The sequence below is a fragment of the Bifidobacterium apri genome (assembly GCF_009299485.1).
Taxonomy (GTDB): Bacteria; Actinomycetota; Actinomycetes; order Actinomycetales; family Bifidobacteriaceae; genus Bifidobacterium; species Bifidobacterium apri.
The window spans coordinates 293164-315706 of sequence record NZ_WBSO01000001.1; the positions used below are offsets into that span (position 1 = coordinate 293164).

The window sequence follows — 22543 nt, forward strand, 5'->3', positions numbered from 1 at the left end:
TCAGTCCGGTTGATCTGGTCAGTCCTGCCTGTTTCGCTATTCGGTCTTGCTGCATGGAGCCCCTGCACAGCTGATCTGCAACACGCATGACCCAACCGGCTGCATATCCACAAACTGGCTACGCTAAGAGGCTTCCCAGCGTAACCAGTTTGTAGAAGGATAACGCGCAGGCAGGCGGGCGCTCCCCCACCGCACACACCCACAAACTGGCTACGCTAAGCAGCTTCCCAACGTAACCAGTTTGTAGAAGAATGACGCGCGCGATAGCGATATCAGTACAGTCCGCCAGCCTCCGCGATCTTCACCGGCTGAGTTTCGTCAATGCCGCTTTCCTTCGAGACATCCACGCCACCGTCAGCGGCCTTGACACCGGTGACACTGGCAGGGCCCTCCGGATAACGCACGCGCTTCTCGCTGACACGATCCGCCACATAATCGGCGACCTTGTCAAGGCTGACGCGCTGCTGCTGCATGGTGTCACGCTCACGGATCGTGACCGCGTTGTCGTCAAGCGTGTCGAAATCAACAGTCACGCACAGCGGAGTGCCGATCTCATCCTCACGACGATAACGACGGCCGATGGCGCCCGCCTCGTCATAGTCGATCATCCACTCATGCTGGCGCAGATCGGCAGCAAGATTGTGCGCGATAGTCTGCAGCTGCGGCTTCTTGCTCAGCGGCAGAACCGCCGCCTTCACCGGGGCGAGACGCGGGTCGAGACGCAACACCGTGCGCTTGTCCACACCGCCCTTGGTATTCGGGGCTTCGTCCACATCGTAGGCGTCCACAAGGAACGCCATCAGCGAACGCGTCAAACCGGCAGCCGGCTCGATCACGTACGGGACATACTTTTCGCCCGTCGCCTGGTCGAAGTAGCTCAAATCCTCACCGGAATGCTTCGCATGCGCAGAAAGATCGAAGTCCGTACGGTTCGCGATACCTTCCAGCTCGCCCCAATCAGAGCCTTGGAATCCGAACTTGTATTCGATATCAACCGTGCGCTTCGAGTAATGCGCGAGCTTCTCCTTCGGATGCTCATAATGGCGCAGATTCGCCGGGTTGATACCCAAGTCGAGATACCAGCGCGTGCGAGTGTCAATCCAGTACTGATGCCAATCCTCATCAGTGCCCGGCTGGACGAAGAACTCCATCTCCATTTGCTCGAACTCACGGGTACGGAAGATGAAATTGCCCGGCGTGATCTCATTGCGGAAGGACTTACCCATGTTCGCAATGCCGAACGGCGGCTTCGAACGGCTCGCCATCATTACGTTCTTGAAGTCCACGAAGATGCCCTGTGCGGTTTCCGGACGCAGATAGTGCAGCGAATTCTCGTCCTCGACCGGGCCGAGATGGGTGCGCAGCATCATGTTGAAATCACGAGGCTCGGTCCACTTGCCGCGCACGCCGCAATCCGGGCAGACGATATCGGCGAGGCCGTTCTCCGGCATCTTGTCGCCATGCTTCTCCGCGTAGGATTCCTGCAGCTTGTCAGCACGCTGGCGCTTGTGGCAGTTGAGGCACTCGATAAGCGGATCGTTGAACACGGAAACGTGGCCGGAAGCGACCCACACCTCCGGAGGCAGGATGATCGAGGTATCCACGCCGACGACATCGCCACGGGTGACGACCATGGAGCGCCACCATTCGCGCTTGATGTTATCTTTCAGCGCGACGCCAAGGGGGCCGTAATCCCACGCGGAACGGGTGCCGCCGTAAATCTCGCCCGCGGGGAACACGAACCCGCGACGCTTGGCGAGGGAGACGACTTCATCGAGTTTAGAACTAGCCACAATGCACCTTCTGGTTTGACGGTTTTGGGACGTATGACGGAACCCAAGCTTACCGATACGTTCTGACACGGGACAGGTGGCGGAATCCGGCGGATTCGCGGTGGGCGGCGGCGGAACGAGGTGAGGCGAGGCGGGCGGCGGCGGGGCGAGCGAGGTAAGTTGCTGGTTTCGTATGTCACGACATACACAAGCACCAACTCACAGACTCAAACCCACTGCCCCGGCAGAGAAACCGACCGTCGCGCATGCCAGGACATACACAAGCCAGCACATCACCACACCCCACCCCGGAACCAGCAAAGAAACCCACCACCACGCATGCCAAGGCATACACAAGTACCTGCTCAGAGACTCCAACCGAAGAACCCGGTCCCAATACCCACCGTCGCGCATGCCACGACATACACAACCAGCCAAACCACACCACACTCCCCCATACCCCACCACGAAATAAGCCACCACGTATCCAACGACATACACCGTCAAGCACTCAAACCAGCATTGAGCATCACGCTGGTTGTACAGGCATGAAAGTGTGAGGATCCACTCACAAACCCGGTACCACACACCTCCAAACCCCACCAAACCCACACCCCAAACCACCACCATGTGAGGATCCACTCACAAACCGGGTACCCAAGGAACAAGAAACGGCCACCACCGCCCCGACAGACCCCACCGTGTGAGGATTCCCTCACAAACCAAGTACTCCACAGCCCCGAACCCCACCAACCCCATACCCCGACCCATCACAATGTGAGGATCCACTCACAAAACGAGTAGTCCTCCCAACGTGCCGAAGAGAATCGTCACTGTCATGCCGGTATGGCTGCGAAGACGGTATGGCGGTGACGACGACAACGACAATACGACGACTTGGCACACTGGTAAGGGCGACAACGGCGACAAGACACCGACATGACGCCACCGGCGGCTACGGCAAGACGACAACGACGGCATCGGCCGAGGCAACCGCAGAACGACGACGGACACCAACAACGGCGGATGCACCAGCGACGATACAAGACGACGACAAAATAACGATGACACGACGACAGAGGACAGCAGCTACATCACAGCGACAACACACCGGCAGCCATACGTCAGCAACGTCAGCAACGTCAGCAACGACGACGACAAAACGACGATGGCACGATGACAATAGACAGCAGCAACAGCACAGCGACAACTGGCAACAGCAGCCAGTCAGCTACCGCACAGCGACAACACAACGACAACAACGTCTGTAACGACAGCCACGTCAACCACGACAACAAAATGACGACAAAACGACGATGGCACGATGACAATAGACAGCAGCAACAGCACAGCGACAACTGGCAACAGCAGCCACATCAGCCACGGCAGAGCGACACCACACCGGCAGCGACGGCACCGTGACAACGCACCGGCAGCAACGACAGCAACGTCAACCGCGACGACGAGGCAACGACGACAAGACGAACGATGACTGGGCAACGGCAACACAGTCGATGGCAAAACACAAGCATTGCACAACGGATCGCAAAACACCGGATGGCACCTGCAACTGACAGTGGACACCGGCGACGAACAACAAACAAGTACACCAACAGCAAGCGCACTAACAGGTAACAAACAGCGTGTGTCAGCAAGATGCCGTCGTCGAATCTCACTCGCCATCTGAATCTGAATATGCGATGCGGGCGGGAACCCACTCAATAGGTTCCCGCCCGCATAGTTCACTGAGCAAATCAACCGTTCAAACCAACCAGACAGCCATGCTATCCAGCGGTCTTGGCTGATCACCCGCATCGGTGGCGTCACACTCGCAGCACTACACTCACAGCGTCACACCCGCAGCATCGCACCCAGACCCGGCGTGCAGCGGATGCTCACGTGTACAGCACCGCACCCGCAACGCGCCGCTCGTGGTGCCACGTCCGCAGTCCCGGATCCTCGGCACCACATCCCGTGGCACCACACAGCTGCGCACGTCCGCAGTACCGGCCCAGCACCGCACCCGCACACCACGCCACTTCGTCACTTGGAAATAGACGAAGCTGCGTTCTGGATGGCGTCGGAGGATGCGTTGCTGCTTGAGCCAGAGTCGAGGATGGCGAGGATCGAGCTGTTGATGGTCACGGTGCTTTGCGCATCATCATCGGCAACGGAATAGCTCACGCTCGTCGGCACGGCGATACGGCTGATTCGCTGAACCTGGTCAACGAAGTTGCGCAGCGCATCGTAACCGCCCTGTGCGGTGATGGTCACCGGCACGCCGACAACCGTCTTGGCACTGATTTGCGATTCCGTATCTCCCGGAAGCGTCACCGACGCAGCGGTGCCGAAGCTCACGCTCTGGATGGTTGTGGCTGATGCTGCCGCAGCGCCATCCAGCGACGCTATGAACTCGGACTGGTTATAGCTGGTCGGGATTTCTCGCTGCAGCTGCGCCAGACGGCTCTTATATATCTGCGGCGTAGCGCTTGCCGTGTTGAGCAGGTCAATATCCTTCTGCAGGGCATCGTTCTGCTTGTCGATTTGCGCGGTTTCGGCTTGTGCCTGATGGACTTTATCCGTAGCCGGCATGATCACGGACGACCAGGTGACACCGATCATGATCACGATGAGGACGATCAGGCCGATCCATATCGCCTTGTGCTTGTTGAAATTCATCGTTATCTCCTTGGTGGTGCCTTAGTTGCTTGAGCTGGACGAGCTTGAGCTGGACGAGCTCGAGCTGTCCGCTGTTCCGGTGCCTTCTGCGGCTGCGGAGAGCTGGTTTCGCAGCGTGGTGACCATGCCACGCAGGGTCTTGGAGGTACCGCCGGAGTTGTCGCTTCGCTCGGTGGTGTTGCCGTCGAGCTTCAGCGCCAGCGTTCCGGTGTACGTGTATCCGCTGTCCTGGCCGCCTGAGACGGAGCTCAGGTCTCCGGTGACGAAGCCGTTGACTCCGGAGAAGTTGTTGATGAACTGCTGTGCGGAGATGAAGTTCGGCGAGGAGACGGTGAAGCTGACTTGAATCACACCGTTGCCACCCCACACGTTGGAGTCCGAAGCGGCGCTTGTGGAGCCACCACCGAGCTGGTATTCGCTCAGCTGGAGGCTCGTGTACTTCGCGCCTTCCGGCAGTGACGCGTTGAGCTGGTCGCTGACGGTCAGCCAGTTGACTTCACCGTACAGTGCCGCCACTCGCGCGACGTTGATGTCGTAGGAGGTGACAAGGACATCCTGAATGTCCTTGAATTGGGCTTTTCGTGCGGTCAGTGAGGTTTGCTGAAGCCTTGCGTCATCAGTTTCGCCACGCGCGGCGACGACGAACTGGTTGGCGACGAGTCCTGCGATGATGCACAGCAGGAGCACACCAACGGTGACGAAGCCCATGACTTTGGCGATTGCACGGTCTTTGTTGATTGCAGCGACGGACTTCGGCAGGAGGTCAACGCTTAGGCTCCACTGGTCAGGTGGGGTGAGTTTGCCGGTCTTCTTGGACTTGCCGAGGCTGGAGAGGTCTGCGTTGAGGATGCTCCCCTTTGCCTTGTTTTCGTCTTTGTGATCGGTGTTCTTGCCTTGGCGGCGAGACGCTGACTTGTCGCCTTTGCCGCTGTGGCTGCCTTTGTTGAATGCGCTCATCGTGGCCTCTTTCCTAGTGCAAGCCCGAGGACCGCCGCATATTCGGGTCCGTGGACGTTAATGTTCTGCCGCTTGGCGTCCTCTCCAACAATGAAGTGAACAAACGGGTCGCCGATGGTGACGGTTTTGTTCGTGGAGCTGGCGAGCACGGGCGGGAAGCCCGCAAGCATGGATCCTGCGCCGACGAGGACGATATCGTCCGCGACTTGCGCGGGGTGGTCGGTGTTGTACACGTTGAGTGTGTTTCGAATACCGACGATCAGCTGTGCTGTGGTGTCGCGGATGATTTCCTCGGCTTTTTCGAGTCGTTCATCACCGACGACGTTCTGCAGGCCGATGCGGTTCTTGATTTCGAGTGCGCCTTCGAACGGGATGTCGAGTGCCTTGGCCACGGCCTGGGTGATGTCGTCCGCACCGGACGGCACGGCTCGCAGTGCGACCGGGTGGCCTTGCGAAAGCACGATGACGTCGGTGCTGTTGGAACCGACGTTGACGACGGCGATGGCCTTCTCCCGTGACTGATCGCGGAAGACTCGCGCGAGCGAGAATGCGCTGACGTCCACGGATCGCACCGCGAAGCCTGCGTTTTGAATGGCTGACGTAGTCTTCTCCACACCGGTGCGCAGGGTTGCTACGACCATGCCGTGGAGCACTGCGCCTTGTGCCTGTTCTTCACGGGTAAGCGGCACGAAGTCGATGATGGAGTCGTCCACGGGCAACGCGATGTAGTTCTTCACCTGGAAGGGTAGTGTGTCGTGCAGTTCGGCGAGCGGCATTTCCGGGAAGGTCATTTCCCTGTAGACGACGCGTCGGCTGGTGTAGACGAGCGCGAGGTCTTTGGGGAATTTGGCGGTTTTGATCAGTCCCCTGAGCAGGCCGGTGACGGTCTGCGGGTCGACGACTTCACCGTCGACGACCGCGCCGGTTGGCAGCCCGATTGTGCGGTATTGCAGTATCTGCGGCCGTTCCGTGTAGGGATTGGCAATGACGGCCGCGCGAATCGCGTCGTTCGACAGCGACAGTGTCGTGATTGGCTTCATAGCTTCCTCCTTTTCCTTTCTCTTTTCTGTGGACTAGTTAAGCCCGCAAATCGTTAGGTACCAGTTGGCGATGGGAGCTCCGAAGTAGATGCCGAGCCACGCTCCGATGAGCATGTATGGCCCGAATGGAACTCCACCTTTCATCTTGATGCGTTTGAGCGCCACTTGGATGAGGGCACAGATCCCTCCGACGATGAACGCAGCGAACGCTCCGACGATGAGCTGCCGTATGCCGAGCCATCCGAGGATAAGCCCGATGATGACGGCGAGTTTGGCATCGCCAAGTCCCATGCCGTTCGGCCAGATGAAGCCGAGTAGCACATAGAATGCTGCAAGAGCTACCCCGCAGATGACGGCACGCAGGAGTGGCGTCCATGAGCCGGTACCCCATGAGGCGAGTGCGAGCAGGGCAAGGATCAGCAGCATGGACGGGTAGGTCATGATATCGAGGATCAGTTGTTCGTCGATATCGATGAAGGCGATGACGATACTCAGCCATGCGAAGTATATGGTGACCGGCAGCAGCCATACCGGGTACAGGTGCAATGCCGGGCCGATCACCGCGAGCATGGTCATAAGCCCGCCGAGGAGTTCGACGAGTGGGTACCGTCCGGAGATCGGCTGATGGCAGTCGCGGCACTTGCCTCGTAACACCAGGTACGAGATAACGGGAATGTTGTCATGCCAGCGTATTGGGGACTTGCAGTTTGGGCAGAAACTCCGTTTCGGGCTGACCAAGCTGATGCCGTTCGGCACACGCCAGATGACCACGTTGAGAAACGAACCGATAAAGCACCCGATGACGAACGCGACGACGGCAAGCACCACGGTCGTGACACCGTCGCCGTACGCGTTCGTATCCAGATGCGGGACACCATAGCCGACCAGAACATCACCGGTGGCAAGGATGGAGGAAGTCAACACAGCCTATCACCACTTCCAGTTCGCAGCGTCCACGTACTTGCTGGATGCGTAGCTGACGGATGATTTCACAGTCGGGGCATACGTACCGCTGCCCGGACCTGGCTTGGGTTTTGTTGAACCATTCCATTCCTGCGGCGTAATTGTTTGTCCAAGCGCATTCTTTGAACTGTTTGTGCATTTCTGCAGAGCAACAGTAGGCGAATATCTGCCGGGTGTGTTGAAGTAGTCGTTAGCAATGCCAACTCCAGTCTCACCCGTGTATGTATAACCCTCCATACCGTTAGACATCTCTGTCAAACACAGAGGTGATGACGAGTCAGCTGTAGAGGCAAGCACAAACTTATAATTGAAGATGCTGTCTTCGCCTACATACTCATATCTATAGAAGGTATTTGTGTTAGCGACATCAAGAGGGCAAGATCCTTCTTTATAGTGAAGAATTTCTCCAACGGTGGCACTATTAACGTAGTAGCAGTACGTTTTAATAGAGCCATTCGCCTGCGGACGCCAACCATTCTGAGACCACTGAGAAGTGATGGTCGTAAGCTTCCTGCCAGCAGCTCCATCACTACCTTTATCATACCAGAAGCCATCGGTTTTCCAATTGACGTTGTTGCTCGTCTGTGGGCATGCATAAATCCACGACCCAGAGCTATTCTCATCGATGTCTCCCGTACCATTCATTGCCGTGGAATAGCAATATGAATATGACGGTGCGGCATTGACATAGCACTGCTTGGTAGCAACCATATTGCCGTTTGACCACGCATGCATGCACGAACCAGAACTTGACACGATTTGGTTCGTATTCCATCCCGCTTCGCCGCCTGACCCTAGACTTTCAGCAAATGTGTAGCCAATCTTGCTACCTTTATCGCCGAAGTTCTCAGTCCATTGCGAGGATGAAAGATAGCAAGAGTCTGTACCCTCGTACTGCTTACTTGAAACATCAGCATCGCACTGTCCCCATTTTGCGCTCGGTGTCACATTAGCGTTCGCAATCCTTTGCGCATACATAGTTTGGAACAGAGTATGACGATATTGGCTTCCATTCGTATGGAAAGCGCCAGTGGAGTATTGCGGCGTATTTTCCTGACCAGAACCATACTTTCCAAAGTTGAGATATCCGGCATTCACGAATCCGTAGTAGAAACCCCATTTCTGGTATTTGTTGAGCAAACTGTTGGCATCAGCCAATTCTGCGGCAGCATCATATCCTTGATCTTTCCAAGTCAAGCCTACGCCCGGAACCACTTTCCCGTCACTTACAGCCGGAGAATAGCTATTGCCACACGTCGTTAAACGAATCACACCATCAGTTCCAGTACCTCCAGCAACCGAACGATGTGAGATATCTACACCAGTCATGCACAGGCTAGTATTTGACGCCAGACGAATACTATCGTCTTTCCCATAAACCCATTGATTCAGCGAGCTATATTTTCCGTGCTGCTTGCAATACTCCGAATATACATATGTATTGGTAGTACCGGGTTTCTGGACGGCTTTTCTGAATACTCTCACCGCAGAGCCAACAATCGCTGATTTAGTAGGATCAATGTTCCCTGTTGTATCGGTTGTTGCAACATAACATAAATCATTACGTGGATCCGGTACAGCTTTCTTGAGATGATCTCCCCAAAGCAAGCCGTTATCATCTACACTGTTTTCGGCGACAACTTCCTCCAAGTCACCATTCTTATCACTGGTGTAGGAAGAAACAATAATCCACGGCGAACTGGTATCTTCCATGGGCTTATTGCGCATCGGGGAACCACCGCCGCCACCTCCCGGCAGCTCCTTAGACTGCCCGAACTTGTACTTCGCCGCGGCGGTCCGCACCGGGTCGGCCTCGGTACCAGAAGTACGGCCATCCGGGTAACGGTTGACATAGCCGTACGACACCACCACGGCGTACTTCACGCTCGAGAGCTTGGTCGCATCAGTAACCATCTTGCCACCGGCATCAGGATCACCGTCATAATAGCCGATCTGGATACGGTACGACAGCTTTTGGTTATGAGTGGCGGATGACGTTGATACCGCCGTGGTGCCGGACGAGGTGTCATCAACAGGGACATAGTTCAACGCCACAACTTTCACCGTTCCAGTGGTTGAACCACTGGCCGTGGCTGTCTCCATGGCATAGGTTTCGTCAAGACTCGGCTTGCTCGGGTCGGCAGCCGTGGCAGGCATCAGCTTGCTGTAGTTCCCGGTCTCATAGTAACTTTCAGCCGTGCGTAGGAAGCTCAGACCTGCCTGCAAACCTGCTTCGGCGGCGACCTTGCCCTGGGCGTTGCGCGCATTGTTGCGATACGGCAACGCTTGTGACAGCAGAATGCCGAGCAGCAATGTCGACGTGAGCAATACGACGAGTATGAACATGAGCGCCATTACCATAGCGACGCCCGATTCCCTGTTCTTGTAGCGCGCACGCAGCCGCGTACCCACCGCGCGATCAAGACGACGCCACAACACTGACTCTTTCATGACAACCTCTTCGCTGTTTCCTATGCTGTGATTTCCACCTAAGGAGCGCTTTTGCGACCGTGATCACATGTTGTCGATCGCGTTAAACATGTCGAACATTGGCATGTACAGTGCGATGACCATGAAGCCTACGATGATACCGAGAACAAGAATCATGATTGGTTCGAGCAGCGAGGTCAGCTGCTTGGCGATCGACTGAGCTTCCTCGTCGTACGCGCGACCCGCATTGTCAAGCATCTGGTCGACAGCACCAGAATCCTCACCAATGGCAACCATTTGGACCATCATGTTCGGGAACACCGGTTCCATCGCCATCGAATCGGCCAGACGGCGACCTTTCTGAATCTCCGTGCTCACAGTACGGGTTGCATTCTCAATCGTGTAATTACCCGATGTCGAACCGACAATGTCCAGAGCGTCCGTAATCGGAACGCCTGCATGCAGCATGGACGAGAAGTTGCGGCAGAACCGAGCCAACGCCACATTCGTGTTCAACTTGCCGAACACCGGTGCCTTCAGTTTGAACGGCTCCCACCAACGGCGGATGAACACTTCCTTGCGGTTGCGACGCCACCAGACAGAGAACACGACGATTGCGATGACCAGAACCGGAATGGCGATAGGCGCCGCCTGCCCCATAACCACCAGCACCTTGGTGACGGCAGGCAGTTCCGCTCCCATGGAATCGTACATATTCTTAAAGGTCGGCACAATGGTCAGGAGCATGACGCCCACGAGCAGCAAAGCGATGCACAACACCACCACCGGGTATGCCATAGCAGACTTGATCTGCTGCTGCAACCGCACATCCGCTTCGAAGCTCGAGGCGATGGTGTTCAAGGCACCGTCAAGGAAGCCGCCTGTTTCACCAGCACGGACCATGTAAATCATGATTGCCGGGAACACATCACTCTGATCCTGCATGGAATCAGAGAACGACTTACCGCCTTCGATATCCGTCAGGCAATGGCGGAGCGAATCACGAAGCTTCTGGTTCGGTGTCTGGTCGACCACGATGCCCAATGCACGAGTCAACGACACACCAGCGGTGACCATCGTCGCCAGCTGACGCGACATGACCGCGAAGTCCTTCTTGGACGGGTACTTGGTAAAGCCAAGGCCGATTTCCATGTTCAGACCCTTGGCCTCAGCAGTGTTCACCACTTCTGTGGGAATGATGCCGAGCTTCGTGATGCGGGCTATCGCTTGATCTTGCGTCGCCGCCTCGACCGTGCCCTGTTGCCTGCGCGTGCCATCCGTCGTTACACCCTTGTACCGCCAGACTGCGGTCTTACTTGCTTGACCCTGTGGCATGTTTACCCTGTCTGTTGTGTTTCCCGTGTTCACGCCCTGATGGGCGTCCCCTCCGTACTCTCTCTAACCGCCGGATTACATCCGGATTGTGCATGAACGTAGCCGAAGCACCGCAGAGGAGCACGATGCTTGGTTACGGTTGTGCCCGTGGCGCCCGGAGACGACACGGACAAGCAGTGCACCCCCTCATGCGCGGAATGCACTGCCGGGTTGAGCTGATTCATTCAACCAGTAATGCGCCGATTCTTACGACTGTTCAGCGCGTTCTGAACGCTCTTCATAATCTCTCCTTCGAACTCAGGTTCTTCGGTTTTCTGCACCCCCGTCTTCGGGGGATTGAATACCCCCTATTGTAAACGATTGCAGTGACAATGACGACAACAACCGCCAGTTAACCGTCTGTGGAAAGGAAAATCTTCACAAACCGCGATCCCCGTGCGATGGATTCATGCCAGTGACATGTGATGACTGTCATTGCTTACGTGATGGGGCGGCATGTTCATTCCAACATGCCGCCCCATCATACAGCGCCGCCCTCATTATTCCACGTTCAACGATTCAAGCATCATCACCTATTCAGCGAAACATTCAGACAATACTTGCAAACGCTGTCAGAACATCCTCATGCCTTGAGACAAATACTCAGTATTGAACATGTATCAGCGGCATGCCTCGTACGTAATCGCAGCACCACCCGAAGGATCAGCAGCGGAAGAATTCCTCGAGCTGAATGTCACCTGAGTATTCGAGGTGACCAGTTTGCTACCTGAGTACTGGCCTACCACCGGAGAGAACTGCAAGGTATCCGTAGACTTGACCGTAAGCAAATCAGCTTTGCTCAGCCCGCTTGCAGTCGGCGCATTGGTAATCGAATTCAACAACGCATGTTTCGTCGAATAGGTTCCATGAGCACCAGTACTGTCCACATCAGCCGTCTGATAATACAACGTGCCCGTATTCTGCAAATTGCCGCTCGACCAAGTCGCCGGCTTGTAATACAGCATGATGCACTGGCCGACACTGGCACTGGTCACGCCGGAGTCATTACCGGATGACGGCGCCGAATAAATCAGCACCGTGTTCTTATCGGTGGTTCCGCTCGAGCCACCAGTTGTCGCGTACCCAATCGAATTGGAATACGAGATAAACCGTTCCAAACGCTGAGTGGCCATCATGACATTGGATGCAGATTGAGCGCGCACCGCAGTAGAACTGGTGGACCTAAGATACTGCATCACACTGGCGGTGAATACCGAGGAAAACAGCAGGAAGATGCCAAGCGCCACCATGAGTTCAGTCAAAGAAACGCCGCGCTGTCCTTCTGCACTCCTCAGCTTGTGCCACCAAGAGGAAATCGCCCCGGTAAATCCCCCGGACACCGCACCTTGTTCCTGACGATTGCGGCGTGCGTATGATGCCCGACCCGACTGTTCCATGCCGTTCATACCGTTATCCATCTGGTTCACCGCCTCACTTGGTCTTCAAGGTGTCGTCGTTGCTGCCGTCGAGAATGGTAGCCGTGCTGTACCAGCAGGTCTTGCCTTGATGCTGGCTGTCAGGCCAAGTGACCAACACCACCACACGAACCATCGGCGAGTATGTCTGGCTTGCAGCCGTGCCGGTGTTGAACGGGCCGGTCGGAAACTTCGTGGGATCGGTGATCGAAGCGGCTTCAACGGCGGTATTGCCTTGGCCAACATACTTGAACGATCCAACTGCACCAGCTGTCGTTACCAAGCCCTGCTTTGCAGCGGACAAGCAGGAAGCCTGCGTAGACAGGCGGTAGCACTTGCCGACAACCGTATACACCGTATACGTGGTGCCTTTGCCCTGCTGATCGGTCGTCTCGACCTTGGCTTGAATCGCCGTAGCGCTGGGAGTATCAGACCATCCCAAATCAATCGTGTCGGCAGCGTTTTCAATGACATTCAAATCAGAAGCCGTTTTAAGCGCCTCTTGAGCCTGGGATTTTGCCATGCCTGAAGTCAGCGTGGAGAAAATCGTATTGCCGTCCTTCCCCTTCACGCTTTCCTGCACCTGCTCCATGCCGGATTCAGCCAGCCCGACTGCGATGGAACGCTGCTGATGCGCATACGAGGAATGGACGGCGGTTATGGCGAACTGTGCCGCCGCGAGTCCGACGAGCGTCAGCATGCCGATTGCCACAATGACCTCGACCATGGTGAAGCCCCGCTGCATACGTTTACGCAGCGACTGCCTCCCACCCTTCATATGACCCACGGTGTCTCTCCTCTCTTACGCCAGGTATGAGCCCCAGCTGACATGGCCGTTTGCTGTTTGAATATGACCGTTGGCGACGCACATAACAAGCATCCACCAGTTGTCGCCCGCAGATCTCAACAGCTGCGGGCGACAACAGGTTCACGGCTTATGCGGATGCCACTCCAGCGATCCGGTTGTGCTCTGGTAGGTGTATTCGTACCCGCCGAGATTCTCGTTACCACCGTTGATGGTGTAAGAGGTACCTCCGTTGGATGTGGAATACGTGATGTCTACTTTGATGGTGTTGCCTTTGGACACCGTGATGGCATTGCCTCCGATGGTGCCGCCAGCTTGGGTGAATGTGCATTCCGATTCACTGCACTTTTGCGAGGAATCGTTGCTCTTCATCGTGATTTTTTCACTGTCTTTGGTCTTGGTCATAGCGGTAGCGATGGTCACCTGAGCATTATGCACATCGTTCTGCACCGATGAACGCCACGCCGACTTACGCTGATTCAGATAAATAGGAACCGCTACACCAGCGAGAATGCCAATAATGATGACAACAACCAAGAGCTCAACCAAGCTGAACCCCTGCTCACTGCGGGCCTTACGCATTGCCTCTCTCATGGTTACCACCTCCGCAACACCACAGTCGCTTAACTCACCGAGGGCGCGCGTACACCTGTCACCATGAATGCCGGGCGTAAGTCATGTTCCAACAATGGGACTTGACACATACGTGCCTGTCGGATATCGACATTTTATCACTTTGTGTGACATATATCATGTAGCAATGAAAACATGTGCAATGAGAATGGATTAAACGTTTCATGGCATGTCGCCCGCGGTATGCCAGCACGATTGGACCGCATGCCGCATACGGGACACCCTGAATTGGCGTGACGATGCGACAGATATACAACACGGTAAGCAAACGTTCTCATTTCAAGGTATAGTTAGCTGTATATGGGCGCGCCCAACCGAAGCCGGAAAAGCGCGCCGAGCGCCACGGACCAAGGACGGAGGGTTTACATCATGGGCGAGGATACCAACTCGAGAGGGCTATTCTTCCGCAAGCGGCCAAAGGAAGACGAGCAACAGAGCACACCGCAGACCCCCCACATGGATCCGACCACAACATACGACACCTCAATGGTATTCAAGCCGAATGCCCCCAAGCATGCGGCCACCAACAGCGGCTTCGATCCGACCACCGCGCCATCCATGACAGGCGATTTCATGGCGGACGAAAAGGCCGAACGCGCTTTCGCCATGGAACTCGCGCAAAGCATGAGCCTGCCGTTCGTCGACCTCAACGAATACCAAGTCGACCGCAGCGTCATTGACAAAGTGCCCGCCGAGATGTGCCGCGCCGAAAAGTTGCTGCCGATCTCCATCATCAACGGCCGCCTCGCCCTCGCCATGGCCAACCCACGCGACCTGTCCGCAGTCGACGGCGTATCCGCGACCACCGGCATGACCGTACTGCCCATGGTCGCCATGCCTTCGCAGATGGAAACCGCGCTCAACCGCTACCTGCGAGCCAACGACGAGCTCAACGAAATCTCCCACGAAATCGCCGCCACAGCGAAGAAAGAAATCAACCTCGAATCCGACGATGAAGAAGACTCCTCCCCCGTCGCCCGATTCGTCAACTTGCTGATCAACCAGGCCATCGACGATAACGTCTCAGATATCCACATCGAACCGCAGGAAGACGGGCTCGAAGTACGGTACCGTATCGACGGCGTGCTGCACGTATTTCAACGCGCACCAAAAGCCATGATCCAAGGTGTCATCAGCCGTATCAAGGTCATGGCCGACCTCGACATCGGCGAACGCCGTCGCCCGCAAGACGGCCGTATTACCGTCCGGCACGGCGGCAAGAGCGTTGATCTTCGTGTCGCCACCCTGCCGACCGTGTGGGGTGAAACCGTTGTCATGCGTATTCTGTCAACTCCGGCAGGCAACCTCAAAGTCGAAGACCTCAACTTCTCAGAACGCAACCTCAAGGTCTTCCAGAAGGCCTACCAACGCCCATACGGCATGGTGCTCGTCACCGGACCTACCGGATCCGGTAAGTCCACCACCCTGTACGCGACGCTGGGCGACGTGGCACGGCCGGAAATCAACATCATCACCGTTGAAGACCCGGTCGAATTCCGTATGAAAGGCATCAATCAGGTACAAGTCAACGTCAAAGCCGGCCTGACCTTCGCGGCGGCGCTGCGTTCCATCCTGCGAGCCGACCCTGACGTCGTGCTCATCGGCGAGATTCGAGACCAAGAGACAGCGACCATCGCCATCGAAGCGTCGCTGACCGGCCACTTGGTGCTTTCCACCCTGCACACCAACGACGCCCCGAGCGCGGTCACCCGACTCACCGAGATGGGCGTCGAGCCGTTCCTCATCAGCTCCTCGCTCGCAGCCGTAATGGCACAGCGACTGGCACGCCGACTGTGCAAACGTTGCGCGCGGAAAGACAAAGCCACCGCCGCCGAGCTCAAAATGCTTGGCGTACCGTATCAGGAGGGCGACGAGCTGCCCGACGTGTGGCGCCCGGTCGGCTGTCAGGAATGCTCCAATACCGGGTACAAGGGCCGAGTCTCCATCCAGCAGGTCATGGGCGTGGACGAAAAGATGGAAAGCCTGATCGCCAAAGGCGCGACCAGCCTCGAAATCGAAAAAGCAGCGACCGAGGCTGGCATGACCAGCCTGCGTGAAGACGGATGGCAGAAGGCGCTTGCCGGGATCACCTCAGTCGAAGAAGTCCTGCGAGTCACCGTCTGATTGACGAACACCCCTAAGCTTTCGCAACACACCGTCCGGTGCGCACGGGCTACAAGCGCGCCAGAAGAGAAGAGACACAAGGACACAGTATGACAGACGATATACAGCAGCAGGAGGTCGGATCAGGCGGATCCACCGGTCAGACAGGCGCTGCCGTCAGCTCCCCTGCCAACACCGGCGCGGACGGATCCGCCGCTCTGGCCTTGCAAGAACAGGCGCAGACGGCAACGCCAGCTGAGTCTGCTAACGATTCAGGGAATACCACGGATAGCGCCAATACGCACGGCGGACCTGCCAAAGTCGGATCTGGCGAATCTGGCGCAACAGATGCCGGTCATCAAGCTGAATCAGAAGAGAATCCGGAATCCGAACCCACAGATTCAGATTCCGCCGCTGACGCCGCCGAAGAAATCCTGGAGGAAGGCGCATCACGCAGCAACTCCTACCTCAGCGGGCTCAAAGGCGTCACCATCCCCAACACCACGCCGTTCTACTCGGACAAAGTGCAGCGCGGGCGTCACTTCTCCGACAAAACCGCCATTCGCGCGGATGACCCAAACCTCGACGACGGTATGAAGAAGATTTTCGCCATGCTTGACGAAAACGCTTCAGCATACTACGAAAAGCAGGACGCCCAGAAGCCCAAGCTGTTCCCCGAATCATCCTACGAAGCAAAGCCGGAGGAAACCCTGCCCTCCGACAGTTCACTGGCAGAGCTGGCGCAGCAATCAGCTCGAATCAACAGCCGGGACGACGTGCAAATCGAAGCGTCGCTCGGCCTGAAACCAGGCGACTTGGAAAACTTCGACGACTTCGACGACTTCGACGATGAACGCAAGAAAACGTATGCGACGCTCACCGGCACGCTCACGCCGATCAGCGCTCCGATCCTCAGCGAGGGACAGAACGCGATAGTCGCAGAAGCTGGCGAGAACAGCAGCGATGTGAGCGAAGCCGGCAATGCCAACGCGGACGGTAATGTCAACGCGGACGGTAATGCAAACGTTGGCAATCCTGCCGTAAACGCGACCGTTGCAGGCGCTGCCGACGCAGCTGGTGCTGCTGACGCTGCTGAGGATGCGTCTGAACCCGTTGCCGCTGACACCGGCGCCACAGCAGGTGATGCCAGCGATGCCGACAAGGCTGCTGCTGCCGCGGTTAAGACTGCCGAGCCAGCCGCGCAAGCCGGTCAACAAGCCAATCAGCCCGCCGCCGAATCTGGGCAAACGAGCACGCGCGAGCATGCTGCACAAGCTCAGTCAACCGCACCATCAACGCAAGCCGCACAACAACAAGTCAACACACCAACCACCACCACTTCCAACGAATCGCACACCATGAACGAACAGCAATCAGCAACCCAAACCCAAACACCTACTCAAACGCCGACAGCCGAACAGGTGCAAGCCCTGCAAGCGCAATATCTTGCCCAACAGCAAGCCGCACAAGCCCGTCAGCAGCAGTACGCTGCGTACCAGCAGGCCATGCTCCAGCAGATGCAAGCGCAGCAACAGGCTTCACAAGCGCAAGCGCAAAACCAGCAAGCCGCAGCGACAACCACCATCAGCTCCGCACAAATGCAGGTCTACCAGCAGCGCATGCAGGCGCAAGCGATCCAAGCGCAGCAGATGCGTCAGGCACAATCAGCACAAGCCGCGCAAACGGGAGCCCAGCAGGCTGCACAGGGTAATGTCTCTTACCAGCAGGTCAATCTGCAGGCGCCGACCTTCGTCGTACCGCCGACCGACGACAGCGGAAAAAACAACGCCGTCCTCAAAAAGCGTCGCGAAAAGGCACAGCTGGTCGCACAAACAATGTTCCGCGAGCATCCCGACGCCGACACCGAATTCATCAACGCGGTGTACCGTCTGGTGGAACTCAACGCGTCCGATCTTCACTTGGTGGTTGGCGACAACCCCATGCTGCGAGTCGATGGGCGACTCACGCCAGTGCCGGAAAGCCAAGTCTGGGATAAGGAGCGGACGTTGGCTGCGGTGCAGGTGATGACGACGGATCAGGAGTTGCAGCGGTTCGAGCAGGAGCTCGAGTTGGATGTGTCGTTCGCAATCGGGGATCTGGTCAGGTTCCGTGTGAACGTGTATCAGGACCGTAACGGCGTGTGCGCGGCGTTGCGTACGATCCCGTTGGAGATCAAGTCGGTGACGCAGTTGGGTCTGGACCAGAAGATCGCGGACCTGGCGCTCCTGCCGCGCGGCCTGGTGTTGGTGTGCGGCCCGACGGGTTCGGGCAAGTCGACCACGCTGGCGGCGATCGTGGACAAGGCGAACGCGGAGCGGCATGACCATATCATCACGATCGAGGACCCGATCGAGTTCGTGCACCGGCATAAGAACTGCGTGGTCAGCCAGCGTGAGGTGGGCACGGACACGTTGAGTTTCGCGGAGGCGCTCAAGCACGCGTTGCGTGAGGACCCGGACATCATCATGGTGGGCGAGTTGCGTGACCTGGAGACAATCAGCACGGCGTTGACGGCCGTGGAGACCGGCCACCTGGTGTTCGCGACCCTGCATACGCAGGACGCGGGCTCGACGGTGGATCGTCTGATCGACGTGTATCCGGAGAACCAGCAGCAGCAGATCCGCGTGCAGGTCGCGTCCACGTTGCGGGCGGTGATCGTACAGACGCTGCTGCCGAAGGCGAGCGGGCACGGGCGTGTCCCGGCGACCGAGGTGATGTACGCGACGCCGGCGATCAGCGCGTTGATCCGCGAGGGCAAGACGCATCAGGTGCGTACGCAGTTGCAGTCGGGCGGCGACCTGGGCATGCACACGCTGGACCAGGACCTGGCGCGGCTGGTCAACCGCGGCGACGTGCAGCTCGACATCGCCGAGAAACGCTGCCAGGACCGCAAGGAATTCGAGAAGCTCGTCCAAGCCCGCGCCGCCTACTGACCGCAAGCCGGGGGCCGACCCGGCCGGTGACAATCAGTCCTCCGGCCGAACGAATCGCCCCCAGCCGAACGAATCGGCCCAAGGGCGGCCCCGTCCCGGTCCTACCGGCCGGTCATCCCCCTGTTTCTGCCGACGCTCAGATGCCTGTCAGTGTCGGCAGAAGGTTTTCTACCTGTTTCTACCGACGCTCACATGCCCATCAGCGTCGGTAGAAACAAAACCACAACCCTCTGCCGACGCTCACACACCACTCAGCGTCGATAGAAGCAGAAAACGGGGCTTCTGCTGACCTCAGCTGATATCGACATCTACAGTCAGCGTGTTCGGCGCTTCTTTGTGGAACACCTTGCGATACACATCCCTACGCATATACACGCTGCATGTGCTTACCGCGCGCTGATCCTTCCACGGACGGACAATACGCACATAATTCACCTTGATATAGTCGTCGCGATCATACCCGAATTCCGTGAAATAAAACGGCTGGAAACGTGTGAAATAGAGCGCCGGCTCTTCCTCGCCCTTCCACGATTCAAGGTCTTTTTGGGCCTGCCCAGCAGGCTGGTACCACGGCAGATAGCTCAAATCATTGAACGAATTCGATGCCAAGTTTTTACTGAAATACGGGTTCGCAACAATGAGTTCAGGAGCAATCCACGTCGTGAAATCAATGCAATTATTACCACCGCCGCAGAACTCGCCATCCCATTCCTGCTGTTCCGCCTTCGTCGCCGGCGTACGTGTCCAGCCGGACATCATCCGCTCACCTTGCAAATTCCCACGCTTAATCAGCGAAGCCACAGCCCGCGCTTGAGAGTAGGGGTACAGTACATCGGTGACGCACGCGAAAACATTCCAATAGACACTGATGCTCAGCAGCAGCACTCCGAGGCACTTGCCCATGCCGACAACCAGCGAACGGTCACGTTGGCTGATCCGCGCAAAAATCCGACCGCCCACGGTCTTCATCCATGCCGGAACATCATCCATGTTCAAAGGAGAATCCCGACATAGCACGCACAGCACCATGATGAAATACCCCAAGATAATTCCCACATGATGAATCGCGAAATATCTGGCCCCCAGCACGCACATCATCGCGTATGGGACAAGCAGAAACCCGAGTTCGCCACGCCGGTAAGCAAAACGGATAAACACCGCCCATACGAGACCGGAAATGACGGCCATCATCACCCATTCCCATGTCAATGCGGTGACAGAACTCAGCATAGTATCAGTGAACACTGATGTGAACATCATCTCTGACGGCAAACAGAACCAGAATCGCAACACCATCTCCCAAGTACTTGGAAGCGGCGAATCCGTAAGCAACTTCAAACCGCTGTCATACGTATTCGGTTTCGGCAAGATCAGCGTGATGATTCCAATCGCCACAGCCAAGAGCACCAACCAACCCGCCAGACGAGGTTTCGACCCCATCAACACACCGCGCATTCCGCGTTGACGCCACACGCGCCACACCCATACCATCGTGATACCGCCGGCGAGTACGACACCGTATGCACTGCACAAACACAGCAATATCAGCGATCCAATCAGCCGCCAAGGGTGGTCATCGCGATTGCGCCATGATATTCCGGTCAGCACCATTGCTGCCATCATCAGCGCATAGGGGCGCGAAGTCACGCCGTATTGATAGCACACGAAATACGTGAACGGCAGTATGATGCGCAGCACTTCCGGCAATCCCGAGCGGAACACCAGCAGCCACACGAGGAAGATCGCCGTTATCAGCTGCACGCCTTTCAACCCCCACTCGTATGGCACGCCAAGACGCGCAGGAATCGCCAGCAACAGCCACCAGAACGGCGGATGCCCCTCGTAATGCGGGCGCACCAGCAACAAATCATGCCATGAGCAGTCACGGGCCATCAGCCACGATTGCGCTTCGTCGAACCACGGTTCATGGAAGCACATCACCGTGATAACGACGGCGATATACGCCGTCAACACTCCAATATGAAGAAGATTCTTCGGAACGGCAAGCCACTTGCGGATGCGGTACGTGCGACGCGCATCAGTAGACCGCCGCGAGACCGGTACACTTCCTTCAACAGCACTACTCACGATGCCCGTCCTTCCGTATCGTACACGTCATGCACGATCCCCCTCACCGGTTGAAGCGATGCGCGCAACCACTGCGCCACTTTACAGCTGTATAACCAATCATAGGCAGCATCAAACCAAGTGTTGTAATGCTTATCGATGGTCATTGCGAACAACAACTGACGAAGAATATCAACGATTGTGCCGAACACGACAATACACACAATAGCAGCGACGACTACAGCGATAGGAGCACGCCAAGTCTCAACTTGACGCATGGAGAACGTTCCTGTCCACAACAGGTTGCGCAACAAAGCATTATCATGCAACGCATATACGCCAAACATCGCCGATGCCACAGCATTGACTCCGATAATGCGTCGATGACAACGAACGGCCAACGATACAAGGCCAAACGCCACCAGCAACACAGGAAGCTTTCCTTCCTCTGTCAAAAACAGATGATCTTTGTTGATATAACTGTGGTTACCCGTATACCGGAACGCAAGAACGCAAGAAGCGATATGGACAACAAAAATCAAACACCCTGCCGCAACCATCAGCCATGCCGTGGAAGGTGTTATCTCACGCAAATACCAGCGATAATACGACAACAAGATGTATAAATATATGAAATATATGAAACTCCATGTCGGAAACTCCCACGTTGCGTACCGCGTCAAACCATATGCAACACCCCAAACCGCAAACATCACCAATGCCAAACGAGCATGCATACTCGGGCCGATAGCACGCAACGCCGCCGTGACAAACGGGTATAGCAGCAGAAACATAATGTACGCCGTCGCATACCACAAAGCATTCGAAGAAATCGGGAACAGATTGTTTACGATATCGTCTACCGACAGCAAGGCGTTTGGCACGAGAATACGATATTCCGCAAACAGAACAATGGTATACATCAGCACTTCAAGCTCAAGATAACAGGCTTTTCTCAATGACGAGCGGAAGGTGGGCGCTTCACGCTCGCATAAATACCAGGCAGAGATAAGAAAGAAGATGGCAACACCGGTTTTCCCCAACGGACTCAAAGACAGCATAAAAAGGTCAAACGCCGACGACCCAAGAGCAATGTTCTGCTCCACGATACCATAGCGGTATGCGTGATACGCAACAATCATCACCATGGCGATGATGCGCAAACCTTCAACGCCCGACTCGCGGTTTCTCCATCGTCGGATTACCGGACTGAACGGTGAAGCTGAAGCGGTATCGCGCGATGATGAACGCGGTTCCTTGCGCATTGTGGCAGCGTGCGTTTCAGCATGCGTTTCAACATGCATTGTGCAATCTTCGGACGCTCTCTTGTGCACATTGTCGGCCAGATTCAACGCCATGCCTTCTTCTCTCG

At 56.5% G+C, this 22543-nt stretch carries 15 protein-coding genes; 3 read left to right on the top strand and 12 right to left on the bottom strand.

What is annotated here, in order from left to right:
* Nucleotides 1-272: 272 nt before the first annotated feature.
* Nucleotides 273-1793 (bottom strand): glycine--tRNA ligase, encoded by a 1521-nt coding sequence (locus DSM100238_RS01090; protein WP_152354885.1) that lies wholly within the window; start codon nt 1791-1793, stop codon nt 273-275.
* A gap of 793 nt (nt 1794-2586) precedes the next feature.
* Between DSM100238_RS01090 and DSM100238_RS09605 the strand changes: the two genes are divergently transcribed.
* The gene (locus DSM100238_RS09605) at nt 2587-2715 is read left to right on the top strand and encodes a hypothetical protein (protein ID WP_276608006.1); all 129 of its coding nucleotides are present in this window, start codon (nt 2587-2589) and stop codon (nt 2713-2715) included.
* Between the two features lie 1100 nt (nt 2716-3815).
* On the opposite strand, the gene pilO is transcribed toward DSM100238_RS09605, so the two are convergent.
* The 9 genes from pilO to DSM100238_RS01135 all read right to left on the bottom strand — a co-directional run bounded on the left by pilO (nt 3816) and on the right by DSM100238_RS01135 (nt 14029).
* On the bottom strand, nt 3816-4451 hold the full coding sequence (pilO, locus tag DSM100238_RS01095) for a type 4a pilus biogenesis protein PilO (protein WP_152354886.1): 636 nt from the start codon (nt 4449-4451) through the stop codon (nt 3816-3818).
* Between the two features lie 21 nt (nt 4452-4472).
* Nucleotides 4473-5408, bottom strand: a complete 936-nt coding sequence (locus DSM100238_RS01100; RefSeq protein ID WP_152354887.1) for a hypothetical protein — start codon at nt 5406-5408, stop codon at nt 4473-4475.
* On the bottom strand, nt 5405-6448 hold the full coding sequence (gene pilM / locus DSM100238_RS01105) for a type IV pilus assembly protein PilM (protein ID WP_152354888.1): 1044 nt from the start codon (nt 6446-6448) through the stop codon (nt 5405-5407). The genes DSM100238_RS01100 and pilM overlap by 4 nt, the downstream gene beginning before the upstream one ends.
* Before the next feature lie 33 nt (nt 6449-6481).
* The gene (locus DSM100238_RS01110; RefSeq protein WP_152354889.1) at nt 6482-7372 is read right to left on the bottom strand and encodes a prepilin peptidase; all 891 of its coding nucleotides are present in this window, start codon (nt 7370-7372) and stop codon (nt 6482-6484) included.
* A 6-nt stretch (nt 7373-7378) separates the two neighbouring features.
* The gene (locus DSM100238_RS01115) at nt 7379-9862 is read right to left on the bottom strand and encodes a hypothetical protein (RefSeq protein ID WP_152354890.1); all 2484 of its coding nucleotides are present in this window, start codon (nt 9860-9862) and stop codon (nt 7379-7381) included.
* Between the two features lie 63 nt (nt 9863-9925).
* The gene (locus DSM100238_RS01120; protein WP_152354891.1) at nt 9926-11176 is read right to left on the bottom strand and encodes a type II secretion system F family protein; all 1251 of its coding nucleotides are present in this window, start codon (nt 11174-11176) and stop codon (nt 9926-9928) included.
* Between the two features lie 659 nt (nt 11177-11835).
* The gene (locus DSM100238_RS01125; RefSeq protein ID WP_152354892.1) at nt 11836-12633 is read right to left on the bottom strand and encodes a PilW family protein; all 798 of its coding nucleotides are present in this window, start codon (nt 12631-12633) and stop codon (nt 11836-11838) included.
* 13 nt (nt 12634-12646) lie between these two features.
* Entirely contained in the window at nt 12647-13408 is a 762-nt protein-coding gene (locus tag DSM100238_RS01130; RefSeq protein WP_240812279.1) for a type IV pilus modification PilV family protein, read from the bottom strand.
* 150 nt (nt 13409-13558) lie between these two features.
* Nucleotides 13559-14029 (bottom strand): type II secretion system protein, encoded by a 471-nt coding sequence (locus tag DSM100238_RS01135; protein ID WP_240812266.1) that lies wholly within the window; start codon nt 14027-14029, stop codon nt 13559-13561.
* 408 nt (nt 14030-14437) lie between these two features.
* Between DSM100238_RS01135 and DSM100238_RS01140 the strand changes: the two genes are divergently transcribed.
* Both DSM100238_RS01140 and DSM100238_RS09610 read left to right on the top strand, forming a co-directional pair.
* Nucleotides 14438-16192: a GspE/PulE family protein gene (locus DSM100238_RS01140; RefSeq protein WP_152354895.1), complete on the top strand. Its 1755-nt coding sequence runs from the start codon at nt 14438-14440 to the stop codon at nt 16190-16192.
* Nucleotides 16193-16281: 89 nt separating this feature from the next.
* Nucleotides 16282-19104: a type IV pilus twitching motility protein PilT gene (locus DSM100238_RS09610; protein WP_276608007.1), complete on the top strand. Its 2823-nt coding sequence runs from the start codon at nt 16282-16284 to the stop codon at nt 19102-19104.
* Nucleotides 19105-19395: 291 nt separating this feature from the next.
* On the opposite strand, the gene DSM100238_RS01150 is transcribed toward DSM100238_RS09610, so the two are convergent.
* Together DSM100238_RS01150 and DSM100238_RS01155 are read right to left on the bottom strand one after the other, a co-directional pair.
* Nucleotides 19396-21192, bottom strand: a complete 1797-nt coding sequence (locus tag DSM100238_RS01150) for a hypothetical protein (RefSeq protein ID WP_152354896.1) — start codon at nt 21190-21192, stop codon at nt 19396-19398.
* On the bottom strand, nt 21189-22529 hold the full coding sequence (locus DSM100238_RS01155) for an acyltransferase family protein (RefSeq protein ID WP_152354897.1): 1341 nt from the start codon (nt 22527-22529) through the stop codon (nt 21189-21191). Before DSM100238_RS01155 ends, DSM100238_RS01150 begins: the two co-directional genes overlap by 4 nt.
* Nucleotides 22530-22543 lie beyond the last annotated feature (14 nt).

Excerpts from the sequence above, each read along its gene's own strand:
- DSM100238_RS01125 (WP_152354892.1), bottom strand. The coding sequence starts at position 12,633 with ATGGATAACGGTATGAACGGCATGGAACAGTCGGGTCGGGCATCATAC.
- pilM (WP_152354888.1), bottom strand. The coding sequence starts at position 6,448 with ATGAAGCCAATCACGACACTGTCGCTGTCGAACGACGCGATTCGCGCG.
- DSM100238_RS01130 (WP_240812279.1), bottom strand. The coding sequence starts at position 13,408 with ATGAAGGGTGGGAGGCAGTCGCTGCGTAAACGTATGCAGCGGGGCTTC.
- DSM100238_RS01135 (WP_240812266.1), bottom strand. The coding sequence starts at position 14,029 with ATGAGAGAGGCAATGCGTAAGGCCCGCAGTGAGCAGGGGTTCAGCTTG.
- DSM100238_RS01100 (WP_152354887.1), bottom strand. The coding sequence starts at position 5,408 with ATGAGCGCATTCAACAAAGGCAGCCACAGCGGCAAAGGCGACAAGTCA.
- pilO (WP_152354886.1), bottom strand. The coding sequence starts at position 4,451 with ATGAATTTCAACAAGCACAAGGCGATATGGATCGGCCTGATCGTCCTC.
- DSM100238_RS01140 (WP_152354895.1), top strand. The coding sequence starts at position 14,438 with ATGGGCGAGGATACCAACTCGAGAGGGCTATTCTTCCGCAAGCGGCCA.
- DSM100238_RS01155 (WP_152354897.1), bottom strand. The coding sequence starts at position 22,529 with ATGGCGTTGAATCTGGCCGACAATGTGCACAAGAGAGCGTCCGAAGAT.
- DSM100238_RS09610 (WP_276608007.1), top strand. The coding sequence starts at position 16,282 with ATGACAGACGATATACAGCAGCAGGAGGTCGGATCAGGCGGATCCACC.
- DSM100238_RS01120 (WP_152354891.1), bottom strand. The coding sequence starts at position 11,176 with ATGCCACAGGGTCAAGCAAGTAAGACCGCAGTCTGGCGGTACAAGGGT.
- DSM100238_RS01115 (WP_152354890.1), bottom strand. The coding sequence starts at position 9,862 with ATGAAAGAGTCAGTGTTGTGGCGTCGTCTTGATCGCGCGGTGGGTACG.